At 39.6% G+C, this 20,387-nt stretch carries 20 protein-coding genes; 12 read left to right on the plus strand and 8 right to left on the minus strand.

The window, feature by feature from the left end:
* Positions 1–34: 34 nt before the first annotated feature.
* The 3 genes from FTU29_RS08575 to gmk form a co-directional block, all read right to left on the minus strand.
* Entirely contained in the window at positions 35–2,140 is a 2,106-nt protein-coding gene (locus FTU29_RS08575; protein WP_180121390.1) for a bifunctional (p)ppGpp synthetase/guanosine-3',5'-bis(diphosphate) 3'-pyrophosphohydrolase, read from the minus strand.
* A gap of 218 nt (positions 2,141–2,358) precedes the next feature.
* A complete protein-coding gene (rpoZ, locus tag FTU29_RS08580) occupies positions 2,359–2,640 on the minus strand; it encodes a DNA-directed RNA polymerase subunit omega (protein ID WP_067762989.1) in 282 nt (93 codons plus the stop codon).
* 76 nt (positions 2,641–2,716) lie between these two features.
* On the minus strand, positions 2,717–3,340 hold the full coding sequence (gene gmk / locus FTU29_RS08585; protein WP_078192517.1) for a guanylate kinase: 624 nt from the start codon (positions 3,338–3,340) through the stop codon (positions 2,717–2,719).
* 133 nt (positions 3,341–3,473) lie between these two features.
* On the opposite strand from gmk, the gene ispH reads away from it, so the two are divergent.
* The 12 genes from ispH to rplS all read left to right on the plus strand — a co-directional run bounded on the left by ispH (position 3,474) and on the right by rplS (position 14,479).
* On the plus strand, positions 3,474–4,424 hold the full coding sequence (gene ispH, locus FTU29_RS08590) for a 4-hydroxy-3-methylbut-2-enyl diphosphate reductase (protein WP_180121391.1): 951 nt from the start codon (positions 3,474–3,476) through the stop codon (positions 4,422–4,424).
* A gap of 164 nt (positions 4,425–4,588) precedes the next feature.
* A complete protein-coding gene (locus FTU29_RS08595; RefSeq protein ID WP_180121393.1) occupies positions 4,589–5,050 on the plus strand; it encodes a GspH/FimT family pseudopilin in 462 nt (153 codons plus the stop codon).
* Positions 5,050–5,562, plus strand: a complete 513-nt coding sequence (gene pilV, locus FTU29_RS08600; RefSeq protein ID WP_078189360.1) for a type IV pilus modification protein PilV — start codon at positions 5,050–5,052, stop codon at positions 5,560–5,562. The genes FTU29_RS08595 and pilV overlap by 1 nt, the downstream gene beginning before the upstream one ends.
* A gap of 1 nt (position 5,563) precedes the next feature.
* Entirely contained in the window at positions 5,564–6,640 is a 1,077-nt protein-coding gene (locus FTU29_RS08605; protein ID WP_180059146.1) for a PilW family protein, read from the plus strand.
* On the plus strand, positions 6,637–7,416 hold the full coding sequence (locus tag FTU29_RS08610) for a PilX N-terminal domain-containing pilus assembly protein (protein WP_180055423.1): 780 nt from the start codon (positions 6,637–6,639) through the stop codon (positions 7,414–7,416). The genes FTU29_RS08605 and FTU29_RS08610 overlap by 4 nt, the downstream gene beginning before the upstream one ends.
* Before the next feature lie 17 nt (positions 7,417–7,433).
* Positions 7,434–11,264 (plus strand): hypothetical protein, encoded by a 3,831-nt coding sequence (locus FTU29_RS08615; protein ID WP_180121395.1) that lies wholly within the window; start codon positions 7,434–7,436, stop codon positions 11,262–11,264.
* A gap of 9 nt (positions 11,265–11,273) precedes the next feature.
* On the plus strand, positions 11,274–11,744 hold the full coding sequence (locus tag FTU29_RS08620) for a type IV pilin protein (protein WP_180024305.1): 471 nt from the start codon (positions 11,274–11,276) through the stop codon (positions 11,742–11,744).
* Positions 11,738–12,217: a type IV pilin protein gene (locus tag FTU29_RS08625; protein ID WP_180024306.1), complete on the plus strand. Its 480-nt coding sequence runs from the start codon at positions 11,738–11,740 to the stop codon at positions 12,215–12,217. The genes FTU29_RS08620 and FTU29_RS08625 overlap by 7 nt, the downstream gene beginning before the upstream one ends.
* 144 nt (positions 12,218–12,361) lie before the next feature.
* Positions 12,362–12,619, plus strand: coding sequence for a 30S ribosomal protein S16 (rpsP, locus tag FTU29_RS08630; protein WP_078189354.1), 258 nt, complete (start codon positions 12,362–12,364; stop codon positions 12,617–12,619).
* A gap of 17 nt (positions 12,620–12,636) precedes the next feature.
* Complete coding sequence (rimM, locus tag FTU29_RS08635) at positions 12,637–13,185, plus strand: ribosome maturation factor RimM (RefSeq protein ID WP_078189353.1); 549 nt, start codon at positions 12,637–12,639, stop codon at positions 13,183–13,185.
* A 42-nt stretch (positions 13,186–13,227) separates the two neighbouring features.
* Positions 13,228–13,968, plus strand: a complete 741-nt coding sequence (gene trmD, locus FTU29_RS08640) for a tRNA (guanosine(37)-N1)-methyltransferase TrmD (RefSeq protein ID WP_180024307.1) — start codon at positions 13,228–13,230, stop codon at positions 13,966–13,968.
* A gap of 139 nt (positions 13,969–14,107) precedes the next feature.
* A complete protein-coding gene (rplS, locus tag FTU29_RS08645; RefSeq protein ID WP_078189351.1) occupies positions 14,108–14,479 on the plus strand; it encodes a 50S ribosomal protein L19 in 372 nt (123 codons plus the stop codon).
* A gap of 63 nt (positions 14,480–14,542) precedes the next feature.
* Here the strand turns inward: rplS and FTU29_RS08650 are convergent, their stop codons facing one another.
* The 5 genes from FTU29_RS08650 to FTU29_RS08670 all read right to left on the minus strand — a co-directional run bounded on the left by FTU29_RS08650 (position 14,543) and on the right by FTU29_RS08670 (position 20,325).
* On the minus strand, positions 14,543–15,502 hold the full coding sequence (locus FTU29_RS08650) for a triacylglycerol lipase (RefSeq protein WP_111884168.1): 960 nt from the start codon (positions 15,500–15,502) through the stop codon (positions 14,543–14,545).
* A 224-nt stretch (positions 15,503–15,726) separates the two neighbouring features.
* Positions 15,727–16,692 carry a triacylglycerol lipase gene (locus tag FTU29_RS08655; protein ID WP_078192507.1) on the minus strand — a complete coding sequence of 322 codons (966 nt, stop codon included), beginning with the start codon at positions 16,690–16,692 and terminating at the stop codon, positions 15,727–15,729.
* A 202-nt stretch (positions 16,693–16,894) separates the two neighbouring features.
* Entirely contained in the window at positions 16,895–17,905 is a 1,011-nt protein-coding gene (locus FTU29_RS08660; protein ID WP_180121397.1) for a triacylglycerol lipase, read from the minus strand.
* 368 nt (positions 17,906–18,273) lie between these two features.
* Positions 18,274–19,254, minus strand: coding sequence for a lipase family alpha/beta hydrolase (locus tag FTU29_RS08665; RefSeq protein WP_373423596.1), 981 nt, complete (start codon positions 19,252–19,254; stop codon positions 18,274–18,276).
* Between the two features lie 42 nt (positions 19,255–19,296).
* A complete protein-coding gene (locus FTU29_RS08670; protein WP_180004766.1) occupies positions 19,297–20,325 on the minus strand; it encodes a lipase secretion chaperone in 1,029 nt (342 codons plus the stop codon).
* Between the last annotated feature and the right edge of the window lie 62 nt (positions 20,326–20,387).

Raw genomic sequence — 20,387 nt, forward strand, 5'->3', positions numbered from 1 at the left:
ACAGACACAACATATATAAATAAGCGGTATCAGGTTAGCTGGCAACTTTCGCAGGTTCATTTATGGCAACAGGTTGTGCCAAACGACTGATGCGTGGGAAGCCAAAATGCATTCTTAAATTACGGATAATTTCGGCAATTTGTTTACGATTGTGTACAACAATATTCACATAGGTTTTTTCTTCATGTGAACGGACAGTTTCTACACCGACTTTTTCTTTACGGCATAGATAGATCAGCTCTGAAATTTGTTCATCATTTAACAGCATGTTTAAGCATAAATAGGCTGTAAAACTAATGTCCTCACTGTCTTCTGTAGTCCAGTGTAAAGGCATGATATTTTCAGGATGTAAATGTTGTTCATGCAATAAATTATGACAACGTGAACGGTGCACAATCAAACCACGACGTGATAAATGCCCTTGTATTGGATCACCTAAAACCGGGTTACAGCAGTGCGCATATTTGACATCGACGCCATCAGTGCCCAAGATTAAGCGTGCAGAGTTTGAATTCTGAATGGTATCTTGAGCATATAAATGATTAGCAACCAATTGCGGTAATAAGTCACCCACGGCAATGTGTTCAAATAATTGTTCTTTATCATTTAAATGACGCCAATTCAGCACATTTTCCCAATCCGCTAATGTCAAATCACTTACAGAACGGTTAAAGAGTTTTAATGCGCGATTTAAAGCTTGCTGACCAACTAAACGTTGTTCATCTTGGTCTTGGTCGCGGAGGATATTTTGTAATGCGCGGCGGGCTTTTTGGGTATTAATAAAGCTTAGCCAGTCAGGGTTTGGTGTTGCAAGAACATCAGTGATAATTTCAATCACTTGACCACTCAGTAATGGTGTTGAAAGGGGCTTGGTTTCCCCATCAATTTTCGCACCAACGGCATGGTTGCCCAAAAATAAGCTTGCTGAATAAGCGAAATCAACCGCTGTGGCACCCTGAGGGAGTTCATGCAAATGACCATGTGGGGTGTAGACCCAAATTTTTTCTTGATGTAGATAATCGAGTAATTCACTAAATGTGGTCTTGGCACATGCACCATCGACTAACACGTTTAAATTTTGCATGGAGGCTTGGATCGCTGAGCGACAAGCTTGTGGTGCATTTTCACCGAGAACCACACCAAAGCGCGCCGCTTTACGCATCAACTCCGTTTGGATAGTCAGAGATAAAATGGTCTTTTCACCTTTTAAGCGCATCATCAGTGACTGGTTGCCACCGGGTAACGGGCGGCGAATATGATCGGTGTAATTTAGAACTTTAAAGCTTTCTTTAAGGATATCAGCAAGTCGGTCACAGTCTGCGATGCTTTGTAAAATAATTTCAAAGGCATGACTATGGGTGAGCTCTTGCAGATCGATATCGTTTTTTACAAAGTGGCGAAGTAATTCAATATTATTATTTTTCTTTTTAATTCGACCTGAAATATGGTGTTGTTCTAGTAAGGTGGTAAGGTTGTTTTCCCACTTGGTTTGGTATTCGCAGCGTTTCGGTTTGGTTTGCAATAAAGCTTCTTGAACATTGTTATACATGTCTAAGTCTAGATTTTGATAACACAAATGTTCAAGGTTGTCGGCCATTTCATTCATACCGACTAGGCGTGCCATAGGCACAAAAATTTCAAAAGTCTCTTGGGCAATACGAGCACGTTTATCGGGACGTAATGCACCCAGTGTGGTCATATTGTGATATCGATCCGCCAGTTTAATAATAATGACACGTGGGTCTTGTAGGGTGGCTTGCAGAATTTTACGGAAAGATGCGGCTTTATTATATTCTTTATCGCTAGAATGGCTGAGTTTGGTGACACCGTCGACGAGTTCAGCAACCGTCAGACCAAATTTTTCAGTAATATCTTGTTTTGTAAATTCGGTATCTTCAATGACATCATGTAGTAAAGCGGCCATCAAAGTTTCCGCATCCAGACGCATATGCGCCAAAATACAGCTCACCGCAATCGGGTGAAGGATGTAGGGTTCGCCACTTTTACGGGTAATACCATCATGGGCAATATCCGCATAGTCGCAAGCTTCAAGCACGCGTTCGACATCACTTACTGAAAGGTAAGCGTCGATTATCACATTTAACTGTTGCTTGGCTTGGCTGACCATTGGGCCTGGCATAGAACACCCTTTTACTACTGATTTACAAATGAAACGGTTAATACTTTAATGAAATGCATATTGCATGACTTGTCAATTTTTTAGTTTAAAAAAATGAAAATCTTTTTTGCTTGCTTTGCACTTCTTAAGCTTATGTTATAACTGTTCTGAGTAAAATATTAAAGAGAATCCATAAAAAAAGCCTAGTTAAAAACTAGGCTTTTAAGATCAGGTTTATCTTATTGGAAAGAAAAACCGTCTAAGTTTAGGTTATTTGCAGAAAGTGCAAGGTCTAAACTTGAAGTTTGGTAGTCTTGTTCACGTTGTTTCAAAATGTCTTTAGAAACGTGACCCGCTGCGATTTCACGAAGAGCAACAACGGTTGGTTTGTCATTGTCCCACTCAACAGTAGGTTCGATACCTTGACGTGCCAATTGACGCGCGCGTTTGCTTGCCACTAGTACAAGCTCAAAGCGGTTGTCTACATGGTCTAAACAATCTTCAACGGTTACGCGTGCCATAAGAATTCTCGTTTGAATATAAATTTTTAACAGACTGTGCAGTATAAGGTGCTTTGTCTATAGACTCAAGTTTTAATCACTGTTCCGTAGGGGTGATTAATTTCTCAATCAGTTTTTCATGGCGCATAGCTTGTTGTTTTAAAACAAGACGATTGGCAATAATCACGGACTCTAAGTCATGCAGTGCTTTATTAAAGTCATCATTAATAATGATATAGTCAAAATTAACATATTGCTGCATATCTTCTACGGCACAGCTGAGACGATGTTCAATCACTTCAACAGAGTCTGTACCACGATTGGATAAACGTTGACGTAAATCGAACTGACTCGGAGGGAGAATAAAAATTTGTCTAGATTCAGGAAAAAGTTTACGAACCTGTTCAGCACCTTGCCAGTCAATTTCAAGTAAAACGTCATGACCTTTGGCCAATTGTTCTTTTACTGTGCGCTGTGCAGTACCGTAATAATTACCAAAAACTTCTGCATATTCAATGAAGCCGCCTTCATTTACTAAAGATAGAAAATCTTCTTTTTTTGCAAAATGGTAATGTACGCCGTCTAATTCGCCAGGACGCTGACCACGAGTGGTATGAGAAACAGAGACATGTAAATTGTTTACACGTTCAAGCAGGGCTTTAACGAGGGATGTTTTGCCCGTTCCCGAAGCAGCAGAAACGACAAACAAGAGACCCGACATGATATTTTTCCTGATATGATAAAATATCTTCTCTATTTTAGAGTAGACGCGCGCCAAACAAAATAGTCAGACGTCTATTGTTTACATTTATTTCAAGTGATACCCGTAAAATTGAGTGGGCATTGAGGATTCTATGGAAATTGTTTTAGCTAATCCACGCGGTTTCTGTGCAGGTGTTGATCGCGCCATCGCGATTGTGAACCGTGCATTGGAATGCTTTAACCCACCCATTTATGTACGTCACGAAGTGGTACACAATAAATTTGTGGTGGACGACTTGCGTCAACGCGGTGCGATATTTGTGGATGAACTGGATGAAGTGCCTGATGACAATATCGTGATCTTTAGTGCGCATGGTGTATCTAAAGCGGTACAACAAGAAGCTGAACGCCGTGGGCTAAAAGTTTTTGATGCGACGTGCCCTTTGGTGACCAAGGTGCATATAGAAGTGACCAAGTATGCACGTGAAGGTGTGGAAGCGATTTTGATTGGTCATGAAGGTCACCCAGAAGTTGAAGGGACGATGGGCCAATATGACACCAAAAATGGTGGTTCGATTTATTTGGTTGAAGATGAACAAGATGTTGCTGATCTAAAAGTGGTGCATCCTGAAAAAGTAGCGTTTGTAACTCAGACCACGCTTTCTATAGATGACACAGCAAAAGTGATTGATGCTCTACGTCAGAAGTTCCCTGAAATTCAGGGGCCGCGTAAAGATGATATTTGTTATGCCACTCAAAACCGCCAAGATGCCGTACGTGATCTGGCTGAGCAATGTGATGTTGTATTGGTTGTGGGTTCACCGAACTCTTCGAATTCGAACCGATTACGTGAATTGGCTGAACGGATGGGTAAGCATGCCTATTTGGTGGACAATACCGATCAGTTGCAGCAAGACTGGTTTAATGAACACACAAAAATTGGTGTAACTGCAGGAGCATCTGCACCTGAAATTTTAATTAAACAAGTAATTCAGCGCCTACAAGATTGGGGGGCAAAAGCACCGCAAGAGTTGGATGGTCGTGAAGAAAATATTACATTTAGTTTGCCAAAAGAGTTACGTATTCCTGTAACTCAGGCATAAAGTGTTAATGACTTAACATTCTGAATTTTTTTAAGAATTGACAGATAATTGCTTTTTGGCAATTATCTGTTTTTTTATGCCTTTTATCCTTATTTGTGTTTGTTTTGTAATTTAATTGGATATTATTTTTAATAGGGTAAAGTTTGGCGTGCCTTGGGGGGAGTATGCAGAAAAATAATGGATTTACGTTAATAGAGCTGATGGTGACAATTGCTGTGATAGCAATTATTGCGGGAATGGCAGCGCCATTTATGAATAATATGCTTTTAAATCAGAATCTAAATAAAAGTACGAATACTTTAATCTCGGTAATGAATGAGGCAAGAGCTCAAGCTGTATTAAATCGTCAAAATGTAGAGGTTGATCTTTCATTAAATACTGTTACCCCGAGTAGTGCTGAAAAAGAAAAAATGAGAGAAAAGCTTTTGTTTGGGTGGAGTCCTTCTGGTAAATCTGAATTAAAAACATCAGTTAGCCCTATTGTATTTGATATGACAGGAAGAGTGAGTAGTTCAATGACTGACGTAGTCATTGAAGTCTGTAATGAAAATTCCGGAGAGAAATCAAAGATAATTACGATTTCAAGAATGGGGATAATTCAACAAATTGTAGAGGGTACTTGCTAATGCATCATTACATATCAGTACAGAAAGGTTTGGGATTGATGGAGGTCCTAGTCGCGCTATTAGTGCTAGCAATAGGCGTGCTTGGATTTATTGCATTGCAATATCGTGCAATTGAGGCATCGGCTGAAAGTACCTATCGAGTAGAAGGCATGAGTTTGGCTCGTGATTTTGCCGAGCGCATTCGTGTAAATCGGGGTGCTTTGGAAAAATATAAGTCTGAAATAACAACGCCGGCTGAACAAAAAACGTCTACTAAAAACTGTTATCAGACCGCATGTGATGCAGATGAAATGGCTGATTTTGATGTTTCTGAAATTGTTAAAAAAGCACATGAAAAAGCCATGGCAGTAAATTTGATCGATTGTCAGGGGAATGATGATGGTCGTGCATGTATATATGTCGCGTGGGGGGAGACAAGCCCGACGAATGAAACGGATGCAGGGGCTGGTGGATGTACTAACTCGACTTCTTATGATCCAAGTTCAACATGCCTGATCATGGAGGTGTACTAATATGAAACTTCAACATGGTTTTACATTAATTGAGTTAATGATTGCATTAGCATTGGGTTTGATTGTTTCTGCTGCAGCAATATTGATGTTTATTACGGCTCAAAAAAGTTATGCTTTACAACAAGGTATGGCTAATTTGCAGGATAATACTACTTTTGGTTTGAATTATATTACTGACGAAATTAGATCTACTAATTTAAACAATATTAAATCTATCATTAATGACGAAACAACATATGGAGGAATAGTATTTACATCTGCTGCAAATGCACGAACTATTCCTGCAACTGGTACCGTACCCAAAAAAGTTTTTAGTAATTTATATCCAACATTAATAGGCGCTAATACGGCGGAATCTTTTTTGACATCTAGTGGGATTCATTCATCTAATGTCTCTTGTGCTGATGTAATAGATAATGGTTGTGAGTCGGGTGATGTGTCTAGTGATCAATTAGTTATTCAATACAAGCCTCAATATGTCACAGATGATAAAGGAACAACAGTTACATCAGATGATATGTGGTTTGGGGGATATGATTGTGAAGGTAATAAAATTGAATTTTTAAAAACAGAACCTGCAAAGCGAATTATTGTACAGCGCTATTTCTTAAGGGAAGATACCGATAAAGGTACTGAACCAAATGAATCGCTTTCTTTAGCTTGTGATGCAGGGTGGTATTGGGAGTCTTATAAAAATAGCGCTTCTGCAGACGTCAATCCAACAGTATTAACTGATTTTGGTGGTCAGGGTGAAATTATAATGAAACGAGTTGACCACTTTCGGGTTTTATTTGGGATTCATACGAAAAATGGTTATGAATATATTTCTCAAGAAAAATATATGGATTTAACAGAAGAGCCTAAACCGCGGATTTTATCTGTACAGTTAGGGCTATTAGGTCGTTCGACCCAAAGTGTTGGGAGTGATTCAGCTTTTAAGGATGATCAAGAATTTAAAGTTTTGGATCAGACAGTCGTTGTTAAAACGCCAAAAACTAATTCATCTTCTAAGTACGTAAGACAGGTTGTGTCGCAAACGATTGCGTTACGTAACACGTTTGGGGAGCGAGGAAAATGAAAAATCAAAATGGTGCAACCTTGATTGTTGTATTGGTACTTTTATTGGCGATAACTGTAATTGGGACATTAGCTATAAAAAATAGTGTAGTGGGTTTAAGCATTGCTACAAACAGCCAAGCTCAACAACTACTTTTACAAAATGCTGATTCAGCTTTTTTTAGTGTGGAAAAAGAAGAGAACTTAATTCAAAGTTTAACCACGAGTGGAATGTTTGGTTATATCAGTGGGGCTGAAAATAAAGATAAAGAATTAGTATTTTGTTATAGAGGTGATAAGGCGGACTTTTTTGATATTAATCGTGCCAGCATTATGCAATGGGAAGGTGGACAGTCAAAACCAACAGCAAATGCAATGGGAATGGATGGTTATTGCAGTACATCAACATCTGCGACAAGCAATTTTTTTACGAGTGGTCGTAAGGCTGTTATTACTCAAGTTGCTGTGAAATATTCAACTCAGTCTGATGCGGATCCATTTTATGGAATGCAGTTCGGTTCTGATGAAAAGGGTGTGAAGTTTGAAAAAAGTAAACCAGTGAAAGTGTTCGCTGTTTCGATTATGCCTGCGCTCAGCACAGCAGATCGCTCGAAAATTGATACTTGTTTTAATGCAAGAATGAATGAAGTTTCCATACCTGATGGTACGACAAAACCATCTAAAGTTGATCCTATCGAGGATGATCCAACTAAAAGTGTGACGGAATGTTTGTCGGGGTTAAATGTTCCATATACTTCACATGCGACTGAGTATGTGATTGCACAAGATTTTACGTGATTTGGGAGTAAGAAAAGATGAAAAAGATTGAACAGAATGCGATAAAAAAATCCTATCGTCAGAAAATTCTTGCGACCAGTATCGCAGCAATTTATACCAGTTTAGTTGCGACAAGTATTGCTCAGGCTAGTGATATTGATATTTATCAGGAAGCTAAAGCTGGTGACATATCTTTAATGTTTTTAATAGATACTTCAGGCAGTATGGGATACCCTCAGCAAGTTGGAAATGCAAGCTCTTGTGATGTTGGAAATAATACTGTTGAAAGTAGCAATAGTATTAATTCAACTAATGGAACTCCTGTTTATAAACGTTATTATTGTACTGTTAAAAATGCAAAAATTTATCATTATAAACGTGTAAATGTTGGAACATCTAAAAATCCAATTTATGAGGTTTATGGTTGTGGCATTGATGGTTCCGTATTTCAAAAAAGTTGTTTAAATTTAATATCCGGTTCAAAAGTGCCTGATGTTCCTTTAAATATGTCCAATGATGGTACTTATTGGTATACAACTGAATCAAATAAAAAATTTTATGATCGTATAACACGTGTAAAAGATGGGATGTTTGATCTTTTAAATGGTAATAGCTTAAAAGGGATAAACAAGTTAGATGATTCTAAAGTCATTGGTTTAACTACATATTCACGTGTTACAAAGACCAATAGTTCTGGTGAGCCCATTGATGCAGATGGTTATCGTGGGCAAGTTCGAATCCCTGCAAGAGCGTTGGGTGAGACTGTTAATGGCGTAACTCAGCGACAGATATTGCTTAATGAAATTGCAAAATTAGGAGCTAATAATGGTACTCCTACAGCGCATGCTTACGCAGAAGCAGCAGCAGCTTTAATGGGAACGTCTACTATAGGGCAAACATATAGTGGATTTGATTACGCAAGTAATGGTGCGACAAGTGGAAATAATTACGTTAAACCAAAAAGTATAGCAAATGCTCAGCAACAATTAGTTGCTTCTGGTGGAGTTGGAAAACAATGTAGTGGGCAGGGTGTATATGTATTAACTGATGGGGATCCAAATGCGAGCGGTTCAGCATATGGACTAATGAATAAATCTTTGGATGGTAAAGCTTTTTCATGTACTAATAGTACAGCAGGATGGGATTGTACTCATAAGTTTTCTCAGGCTTTATTAGGAGGAGCAAGTAATCCAACAGGATTAATTATTAAAACAGCAGTAGTGGGATTTGGTGGTGATTTTAATGTTATTCCCTCATTTAATCGCAAGCTTACTCAAAAAGAAAATTTAGATAATATTGCAAACTCTACTGCTACTCCTAATCAGAAGGAGGCTGCAAGTTGGGGTGTTAAAGCTGAAGGCGGGTGGTATTCTGGTAATAGCTCAAATGATATTGTTGACAGCGTAAATTCATTTTTAGGTGATTTGGGGGTTACTATCCCGTCAGTAACCACAGGTTCACCTTCTGTTCCGCAAGACGCTTTAAATCCATCAGTTATTCAAGATTTTGCATATTATCCTCAATTTCAACCAACCCCAGAGAAAAGCTTTCAACTTTGGGCGGGTAATTTAAAAAAATATGCTGTTATCAACGGTGTATTAAAAGATAAAAATAAAAATACTATTTTAGATGATGATGGTGCGATTAAAGATAATTATGACCTGTGGGCAGCATCAGTTGTTGATGCAAATAAAGAAGGTGATGAGTTTACAGAAGGTAGTACTAAGTTTGCATTGCGTGGAGGGGTGTTTTCTCAACTAAAATTAGGGTTTAGTGCGAGTGATAACACAAAAGAGCAACGTAAAGTATTAACAAATCGAGATGTAAATTCAGGTGTTTGGAGTGGTGGGACTAAACTTAGACAGGTCACTCGGGCTGATCTAACAAATAGTGTCTATAAAGCCGATAATGCAAATAATAGTTATCTTATGGCTTTGCTTGGCTATAACGTAAATGATTTAAACAACCCAACATCAACAACTTTAAATAAAGAGTTACGCCAAATCGGTGCAGTAATGCACTCATCTCCTTTATTAATTACGAATAAGGGTAAAATTGCATACGATAAAGATGTCAAGCGACTCAGTTCTGAGGGGCGTGAAGATTACATTTTATTTGGTACTACACAAGGTGTTTTACATGTCGTTAAAGCTGGAAAACAACGTTTAGAAAATGGCGATATTGTAATTGGTGATAAAAATGGATCTGGAATTTCTGATGCTGGTGGTGATGAAGTATTTACATTTGTGCCAAATGAAATGATTGAAAAGCAAAAAAATGCTTTTCTAAAATATGATTCTACAAATGGCGGTGTTAATAATCTTTATTATGGTATAGATGGGCCTTGGACCGCTTATACCGAATATGTGGTAGATGATAATGGTTACTTAACCGTTGGTTCAGGAAAGGGAACGCAAAAAGGCCGACAGATGGTATATGGTGGACTACGCATGGGCGGAAAAAGTTACTACGCGTTAGATCTGCAAAATATGAGCGATCCTAAGCTGAAGTTCCATATAGACCCAGAAAATCAAAAAGTTTTTTACAATAACACGTCTAAGTCGTTCACCCAACTTCAACATATGGGGCAAAGTTGGTCTAAACCAGCAATTGGTTGGATCAATTGGAAGGATTCAGCAGGAAAAACGACTCGTAAGCAAGTAATGTTTGTTGGTGGTGGTTATGATGCAAAAACTGGGACAACAGCATGTAATACTGGTACAGATACGGTAGCCAAGACCGTTGGATATGAATGTGAAAAATTTGCCCCTTCTGAATCAACGCCTGCAAAAGGTGCGGGTGTTTATATGTTTGATGCACAAAATGGAGATTTATTATGGTGGTCGGGTGCGAGTGCTACAACTAGTACAACAGTACCTTTAGCAACTAAAGTTTCAAACATGTACCATAGTGTTGTCAGTGAAATACGAACTGTAGATCGTGATGGAGATGATCTTATTGATAATATTTATTTTGGAGATTTAGGTGGGCAAGTATTCCGCGTAGACTTTAATAATAAAGCATCAACCTTAGGTACGATTGTTAATAATCCTGTTAGATTATTAAACCTTAATAAAACCGGTGGTATGAGTCCTCGTTTTTATGATATGCCAGCATTTTCTTTATATAGTGACCAAGGGGCGGTATTTGCTTTAATTAGCATTGGTTCAGGGAATCGAAGTAAGCCATTACAAGATTACACTACTGGTACAGCAGATTATGAGGCGGTTTATAATATTTATGATAAAGATGTAGCTAATAAAAATTTAATGTCATTATCTACTTATAGCACCAAAGATATAATAAAAGGTGATTTAGCTGTTATCACTGATACAGATAGAAAAGATGACACAACTCTTAAGGCCCCATATGCCACCTCTAAAGGATGGTATTATGAGTATAAAAATTGCTCAGGAACTGCACCATGTTCAAATTATAAAGCTCAAAGTGAAAAAGTATTTGGAACTCCTATCGCAATGAATTACGTACTTTACGTAACAACTTTTGATGGTTCGCGTCCGGGTATTTCGGGCGATTGTGGTGCTGGTGTAAAAGGTCAAAGTTACTTGTCACGAATTTGTTTGCCTTATGGTCAATGTGATAAAACAAAATTTGGTACTGAATGGTATGGCAAAGATGAAATTGGTGTAGGTATTCATACAGGTACAGTGGTCAGTGTTGATGACGGGTCTGGTAGTGGAACTGGCGGTGGAAATGGTGGTGGAAATGGTGGTGGAACTGGCGGTAGTGAAAACAATTATTGTTTAAGTACTGGGACTCGAACTATTTATAATGGTCTGGGTGGTAATACCGGTGAAGCGAGTAAGATTTGTTTAATTCCTCAGCGTTGGTATGCCAAGTTACAATAGGTGGGCGGTATGTATAACAAAAATACTTTATTTGCTCAAAAAGGTTTTACTTTAATTGAGTTGATGGTTGTAGTTGTCATCATTGCAATACTTGCAGCTATTGCTATTCCTAGTTATCAAGCTTATGCAAGAAAATCTTTAGCATCGCAAGCACAACAAACGATGAAACAAATCGCTGTTGATTTGGAGAAGCATAAAACGCGTAATTTTAATTATTTAAATTTTACTGCTTCATCCAATTTGTTGGTTGTACCTAATGGTGCGACGGGCACTGATATTAAATATAATATTAGTGTTAGAGATGGAGCGAATACAGCAAATACTTTAAGTAATTCATCTTCTACCGGGCAAAGTTGGGCAATTATGGCTACATCAACCGATGAAAAAAATAATAGTTATGTAGTAACGAGTACCGGTATACAGTGTTTTAAGCAAGGGAAGACAATAGGTTTTGATTGTTCCGGAGCAGAGTCATGGTAAGAAAAAATGGCTTTACACTTGTTGAATTGATGATTGTTGTTGCGATAGTTGGAATACTTGCAGCATTTGCATATCCCTCATATCTTCAATATGTGAAAAAAACTAAACGTACTGATATGCAAGCAAATATGTTGCAAGTTGCTGCACAAATTCAGCGCTTTAAAATTGCTAATTTTAAGGTAACAGGTGCAACTATGACTGATATTGGTATTAAGACTACATACCCGATTCAGGGCAATCCTTTGTATATGTTAGAACTGCAATGGCTTGATGATAGTGGAGTTATTGATACATCCTCACCCTTAGGTTCAGAAAGGTGGTTATTAGTTGCTACACCAATTGCAACTTCAACTCAGCACCTTGATGGGCATATTGCACTAAATTATAAAGGTGAGCGGTGTTGGACTGTTGGTACAGATAATTCTGGTACTGCTTGTACTCCATCTGCCACCTCAAACTGGGACGGCAAATAACCTCAAATTCAAAATTGTGGATAAACACTTTTTGATCTTTCATTCAGGGCAAATTTCACGTAAAATATTGCCCTCTATGAAAGGGGTTTGAAATGTATCGATGGTCGGTACAGGGATAATCCGTAAAAACTATAAGGTTCTATCATGGTTGTTATTCGTCTTGCACGCGGTGGTGCTAAAAAACGTCCGTTCTATCAAATCATTGTGACTGATAGCCGTAATGCACGTGACGGTCGTTTCATCGAACGTATCGGTTTCTTCAACCCTACAGCTCAAGGTAAAGCAGAAAAACTTCGTTTAGATGCTGACCGTTTTGCTCACTGGGTTTCACAAGGTGCTCAACCTTCAGAACGTGTTGCTTCTTTAGCTGCTGAAGCTAAGAAAGCTGCAGCTACTGCTTAATTAGTAGTAGGTTGCCCATGACACCAACACAGAATGTTCCCGAAGATCGTATTCAGATTGGACAGCTACGTTCAGCATATGGATTAAATGGGTGGCTCTGGGTCTATTCCAATACAGAACCTATGAGCAATATTTTTGACTACCTCCCTTGGTACATTGAGACCAAAGCAGGTTGGCAAACAGTAGATGTAAAACGTTGGAAACCACATGGCAAAGGCTTGGTTGTTTCGCTAAAAGGTGTGAGTGATCGTACCGCAGCAGATAACTTGGTTGGCGCAAATATCTGGATTTCTAAATCGCAACTGCCTCAAGCAGGCGTGGACGAGTATTACTGGTCAGATTTGAAGGGCTTAACAGTGTTAGGTCTTGGAGAAGATGAACAAGAAGTCAACCTCGGTCAAATCCACGAATTGTTTGAAACAGGTGCTAACGACGTGATGGTAGTTCGCGCTACTGCTGACAGTGTCGATAGCGAAGAGCGAATGATTCCATGGCATAAAGATGTAGTACAGCGTGTTGATCTCGAAGCTGGTCGTATCTACGTAAATTGGGGCGTAGATTATTAATCCTTTAAGGATTGACGCAGCAGGAAAATAGAGGAGTCTGCGATGTTTTTTGCAGTCATTACGCTTTTTCCTGAAATGTTTGAAGCGATTACAGCCTACGGTATTAGCGGGCGCGCAGCAAAACGTGACATTGTGCAAGTTCATTGTATCAATCCACGCGAATTTGCTGAGGGCAACTACAAAAGAGTGGATGAACGTCCATTTGGTGGTGGTCCAGGTATGGTGATGATGGCTGAGCCATTAGCGAAAGCAATTCATCGTGCCAAAGAGCTTGCCAAGCAAGCGGGTGCTGTTCATGTCCCTGTGGTGTATATGTCGCCGCAAGGAAAAACCTTAAATGAACCTGCGGTACAAGATTTCGTCAAATATGATGGATTGATTGTATTATGTGGTCGTTATGAAGGAGTTGATGAGCGTTTGATCCAACAATATGTTGATCAGGAATGGTCAATAGGCGATTACGTTTTATCTGGTGGTGAACTCCCTGCGATGGTTTTATTGGATAGTGTGATTCGGAGACTTCCGGGTGCAATGTCTGATGAGCAATCACATGTGCAAGACTCATTTGTGGATGGTCTTTTAGATTGCCCACAATATACCAAGCCAGACCATTTTGAAGGTTTAGACGTTCCTGAAGTATTAAAATCGGGACATCATGCCAATATTGAGAAATGGCGGTTTTTGCAGCGATATCAACGCACTTTAGAACGCCGACCTGAGTTGGTTGAAAAAGTTGAATTGACCAAGCAGCAAAAGAAATGGCTAAAAGATTCTCAGGTTTAAATTTTTTAAATCTTATATTAGGCTCTTTATGCATTGAAGCGGTCAAGCATAAAGGGAAAGTCAATCGGGTCTATGCGCTTTAGCCTCTAGCCCCAGCGATGATTAGACCTCTTCTAACTCGCATAATCGGAGATACCCCATGAGCGGTAAACATCCTTTAGTACAAGCTGTTGAAAATGCACAGTTGAAACAAGACATCCCTGCTTTTGCTCCTGGTGACACAGTAGTTGTTCAAGTAAAAGTAAAAGAAGGTGAGCGTGAACGTCTTCAGGCATTTGAAGGTGTTGTAATTGCTAAGAAAAACCGTGGTTTGAACTCTGCGTTCACAGTACGTAAAATTTCTAGTGGTTTCGGTGTTGAGCGTGTATTCCAAACTCACTCACCAATCGTTGCTGGTATCGAAGTGAAACGTCGTGGTGACGTTCGTCGTGCTAAACTTTACTACCTACGTGAATTGTCTGGTAAAGCTGCACGTATTCGTGAAAAATTACCAGCTCGTAAAGCAAAATAATTTGTTTTACAACGCTGTAAAAAAATGCGCCTTTAGGCGCATTTTTTTATGCAAGAAAGAAAATTATAACCCTTGAAGTTTCAAACGATTGGCATGTTGACGGTAGACTGAAACAGGGTCTGGTGCAAATAAGCCTTTCAAGCCTAATACTTGATTGACTTCATCGAAATGGTTCCACTTATAATTATCACGGATGGTTTTACCCAATTTACTGCTGCATTGGCTCACTAAGCCGTCGTTCGGTTGTCCGCTAAATGCTATTGGCCCCATTGCAGTAAAGATCGTATCTGGATCAAGTAAGTTGGTGGTGTTAGATATACCTGTCCATGAATAGAAGCTAATGCCATTGGCTACATTTGGGCCATCAGCACATTTGGTTGTAGGCATACCGAGCGGGAATTTTGCATTAAAAGCTTTCACACCTGGTTGAGACATACTGTAGATCGAAGCTTTAAAATTTGAAGGCAGATTCGACTGCTGGGCGAAGTTAATCACCGGGGTCATTAAGGCATCCATAACTGTCGCTAATACGCCATTTAAAATCGGCACACTCTGTACTAAATCCGCCACAGGTGAACCGTCATTGGTGCCTGCAACTGTACTGACAGAGGCAACCAAATCAGGTCGTACACCAGCAATATATCGAGCCGTAGGACCCCCATGTGAATGACCAATTAAATTCACTTTGTGTTTGCCTGTAATTGCAACCACTTGTTCAACTTGGTCTAACAGTTGTTCACCGCGAACTTCAATGGATTCCAATGGGGAGATTTGAGTAGCAAAGGCCGTTGCCTTATGGCTTGCCAAATCGGGGAGAACTTGATACCAATAATCTAGACCAAAAACGGCACCGCCTAAGCGGTTAAAACCAAACATCCCGTGTACAAACACTAGGGGGTATTGGGTTTCAGCATAATTGTCGATGACTTTTTTAGTGGTCGCTTGCTGTATACCCAATTCAGCATGCGTTTGGGTCACTGCCATACTTGCAAGGAGCGTGGCGCAGAGCAATTTTCCTTTCATTTTTCATTCCTTTCTTTTTGTTTTGGTATTCAAACTGTGATTTAGTTCAGTTTGGAAATAGACAAAATTGCCTATCTGACAATTTTTATTGTCATTAAGGATTATAAAAAAAGGAAAGCAAAATGTGAGAACTAATCGACAGAATGAAAGATATTTTGTAAATAGATTAATGAAAATATCATTAAACCCTGAATTTACAGGGTTTAATGTATAGCTTTACTAAATTATAAACCTTGAAGTTTTAAACGATTGGCATGTTGACGATAAACATCGACAGGATCTGGTGCGAACAACGCTTTGAGACCAAGCACTTGGTTGACTTCATCTAAATGGTTCCAGTTGTAGTTATCACGAATGGTTTTACCAAACTTGGCACTACAGCGTGATACGAGGCCATCATTGTCTTTTCCGCCATCGATCAGTAATGCGGTCACTTTTAGGGCTGAGTCTAAATCTAAAATATTGGTGATTTGGCCCACACCTGTAAATGAATAGTTATAAATGCCTTTCTCAACGCTATTGCCATCAGCACAATTGGATTTAGGCAAGCCCAGAGGGAATGCGGCATTGTACTTTGCAGAACCCGCTAGCGTTAAACTTGAACCACCTGCCAATGCATCATGAGGGTAAGTCTTTGGATCTAGACCTTGCGCCCAAACGATGGCTTTAGAGACAAAATTCACAGCTCCAACCAAGGGTGCTTCGACAGCGGTGCCTTCAGCTTTTAAAATTAAGTCTGCAACAGGGGAGCCTTGATGAGGTCCTGCAACACTGGTTAATGAAGCCACGACATCTGGGCGAACACCGGCAACATAACGAATCGTTGGTCCACCATGACTATGTCCAATTAAATTCACTTTATCCGCACCTGTGAGTGCTTGGATTTCAAGAACTTGTTGTAGAAGCTGTTCGCCACGCACTTCGGTAGAGTTAAAAGGCGATACGCGAGTTGCCCAAACATTTGCACCATTTCGGGCAAGATCAGGAAGGATTTGATACCAATAGTCGAGTCCAAATGAGTCCGTACCAACGGTAATAAAACCACCCATACCATGGTTGAATACGATTGGATATTTGGTCTTTGCATAGCTGGAACTAGCTTTGGCAGTGACTTGGGTTGCTTGCGATGCAGATACATTACTGATGAACGTAGCTGCAATTAAACCTGCTAAAAATGATCCGTATTTCATGAGCGATCCTCAATGTATTATTGTTTTATGACAATATTTATTGTCACTTCTAATAAAGCAATAAAGATCACCTGTTGCAAATTGAAAAAGATTAACTGTGACGCTAAATGTAACAAAATAAAAGATCACGAATTTTCAGATTGATAAAAGCAAATAAGAGGGCCGAAGCCCCCTTATTGCATTTAAATTTCAACGATAAGAATTAAAGTCCTTGCAGTTTTAAACGGTTTGCATGTTGACGGTACAGCGCCACAGGATCTTGTGCAAATAGCCCTGTTAAGCCAAACATCATATTGGCTAAATCGGTATGGTTAAGTTTGTAGCTGTCATTAATGACTTTACCGATATAAGCACTACAACGTGCAACCATACCGTCATTGTCTTTATTGCCATAAGACAATGGCCCGAGTTGCATCAGGATCGTGTCGATATCAAGTAGATTTGTAGTTTGCGCAACACCGGTCCATGAATAGTATTGAATGCCTTTGCTGTCAACTTGCTTTAAGTTTTTGCTGCAATTTTCTGAAGATGCCAAAACACCGTCAGCTACAGCAGATTTTGCAACCGTACTGTTAAATGCAGCAGAACCTGTTTGTGATAATGATCTCATAGAAGCATCGAAATCAATTTCAAGCTCAGGTTTTGCCTGACCTAAAGCAATCAGTGGGCCGACAATATAATCACCTAAAATATTGAAGGCAGTACGAGAAAGTGAGTTGCCTTGAATATCATCCGCTACTTTAGAGCCGTGATAGGTACCTGCAACACCTGTAATAGACGCAATGTACTGTGGTTTTGTTTGAGCAACATACAATACAGTTGGACCACCATGAGAGTGACCGATTAAGTTAAGTTTTGGCTTCCCTGTAATAGCCAAAACATCTTCAACTTGTGCAATTAACTGCTCACCACGATGTGCTGTGGTATTTGCAGGAGATAATTGCGCTGCGAATACGGTTGAGCCATTTCGTGCCATATCTGGCAAGATTTGGTACCAATAATCTAGTCCGATGGTGTCAGTGCCGATACGTGACCAACCGAGCCAACCATGCACCATTAAAATTGGATATTTGGTTTTTGCGTAGTCAGATTTTGCCGTTTCCTTCACCTGGAGGGCGCTAGGCGCAGCTTGAGTGCTTGCCGATATACTCATCGCTAAGCCTGCAACTGCAGCTACAGAGGCCATCTTGGCCGTGTTTACTAAAGATCGCATAAATGTTCCTTGATCTGATGTTGTTTTTATTACTTTTTAATAATGAAAATACTCTCTGTTTTTAAGCAACATCTTTGTGATTGGCCAGGCCATATCTTTGATTTTAGAGAGTTTGAATAGACAAAGATGCCTTGTCATTTTTTCATGCTCGGTTTGAAATTCCATGTCATTTTAGGACATGGACGGCGTTGAGGTGACAAGTATATTTATATACATTCGTCTTTTATTTTTGCTATTTATTTTAGTTGTTTTCATTTAAGAACTTATTGAATTAAATTGTTTAATGCGTACAAATAAAAAAAATTGTAAACAAAAAAAGGACGTCCAAAGACGTCCTGTTCAGTGCTGAAAGGGAACTAACTTTTGAGTTAAAGTCCCTGTAATTTTAAACGATTGGCATGTTGGCGGTAGAGCGCAACTGGGTCAGGTGAAAATAGGCTGCGTAGGCCAAAGATCATATTCACTTCATCTAAGTGGTTGTGATTGTAGTCATCACGGATTACTTGTCCGATGTGGGTGCTACAGCGTCCAACCAAACCGTCATTGTCACGATTTCCATAGGCCAAAGGGGCAAGCTGACTAATCACTGTATCTAGTACATCTAATACATTTGTGGTTTGCGCTGTACCTGTCCATGAGTAGTAATACACGCCATTGTCGACTTTGGCACCCGACTGATTGCAGTTCGCAGCCAGTGCTGCGGTTGGAAATTTTGCATTAAATTCAGCAGAACCTTTTTCACTGATCGCGGTAAGTGATGCATCAACACTGTTAGGTAGACTCGAGTTGCCTTCAGCCCAAGTAATAATCGGTGCTAAGAGTTGATCGCCAAGGACCCCAAAGACTGAATTAATGGTTTTATTCGCTTGGATTTTATCTGCGACTAGAGAGCCACGATAAGTGCCTGCAACCCCAGTCACCGAAGCTACATATTCAGGTTTGATCGCTGCAATATAGCGAGTTGTCGGTCCACCATGTGAATGACCAATGAGATTCACTTTGGGTTGGCCGGTCAGAGCAAGGACTTCTTCGACTTGAGAGAGTAATTGCTCACCACGGACTTCTGTCGACTCTAGCGGTGAAACTTGGGCAGCAAAGGTATTGGCCCCATTACGAGCTAAATCTGGCAAAATTTGATAAAAATAATCCATGCCAAAGCTGTCAAAACCAATGCGAGTAAACCCGAACATACCATGGGTAAACACAATCGGATATTTGGTCTTGGCATAGTTTGCCGAGCTGTTGGTGGTGACATGTTGGAGTCCTGCCGCCGCTTGGGATTGTGTGCTGGCGATCACTGCTGATGCAGCGATGATTGCGCATAAAAGAGCTTGTGGTTTTTTCATCATTTCATCCTGAAATTGAAGTTGTTTTTAAATTGTTGTTTGCAGTTATTCTGCGAAAGGTAATTTTCCACCTTGATCATGTACAGATTCAAAGGTACTGACGCGGAGCTGATCTTCCTTCGATTTAAAATGTTGATTACGGAGTTGCTGCACTGCTTGTTGTTTAGCACTGTCACTCATATTGCTTTTCACAATGCTGTCACGCTCTGTGAGGTATTGATTTACGCTAGATTTCCAAGAGCTGCGCTGGCTGTCTAGATTTTCAAGGCGCTGAGTAGCTTCTGGACCCACTAAATTTAACCGCATTTGATGGATTTCTTCGCTTGAACCACCACGGGCTTTAATGTCTGCTGTGAGCTTGCGTAAATCTTCAAGTTTATTGATTTGTTCCAGATTTTCTTTCCAATCTTCTGGGAGTTCATCAAACAGGGCTTTTAGTTTTTTGGCTTTTTCTGATTCAGATAGTTTTTTGTCATTTACTACTTCCATCCGTTTCAGCGTGTATTCGTGATAAGTATTTTCCTTGCCAAATAAACCTTCAATTTCATAATCAGAAAAGAACTGTTTTCTTAAATTCTGGGTGCTGCTGTAGATCGAGCGATAGTATTGTGGTGATTCTTTGTCGTCGCTTGGTGGCTGTAAATGACCTAACTGTTCACGATATTTCATATAACGATCCCACAAATCATAAATTTGGGACAGCGCAGGTTCTTTATGACCTTGTGCAATGTAGGCTTTAAAATCCTTTTTAATTTGATCTATCGACTTTTCACCATACTGAGTAATGAAATATTCAAAGCAATTCCGTGTTTGTTCATTCACGATCAAACGGTTTGAACCATCCATACTGATTTGACAGTTAACTTCCGTGTCTTGTTGACTTGGACTGAGCAGCGAAGAACCGCTTGTTGCTTGAGCCGTAGCGGTTTCGCCCTGAGCTAAAGGCGTATTTTGTTGTTGAATCGATTGATCTGAAGGATCATTTTGTGATGCTTTTGGCGCAAGCCAATATATGAATGCAGCAACTGCGATAACGACCAAGGCTATAATGAGCCAAAGTTTATTTTTTTGCATATCCCAATGCACCTTTATTCCGTTTTTAATTGTTCTAGAGTTCTAAATGCGAACTCAATATG

Source organism: Acinetobacter sp. YH12086, from assembly GCF_013419345.1.
Classification (GTDB): domain Bacteria; phylum Pseudomonadota; class Gammaproteobacteria; order Pseudomonadales; family Moraxellaceae; genus Acinetobacter; species Acinetobacter amyesii.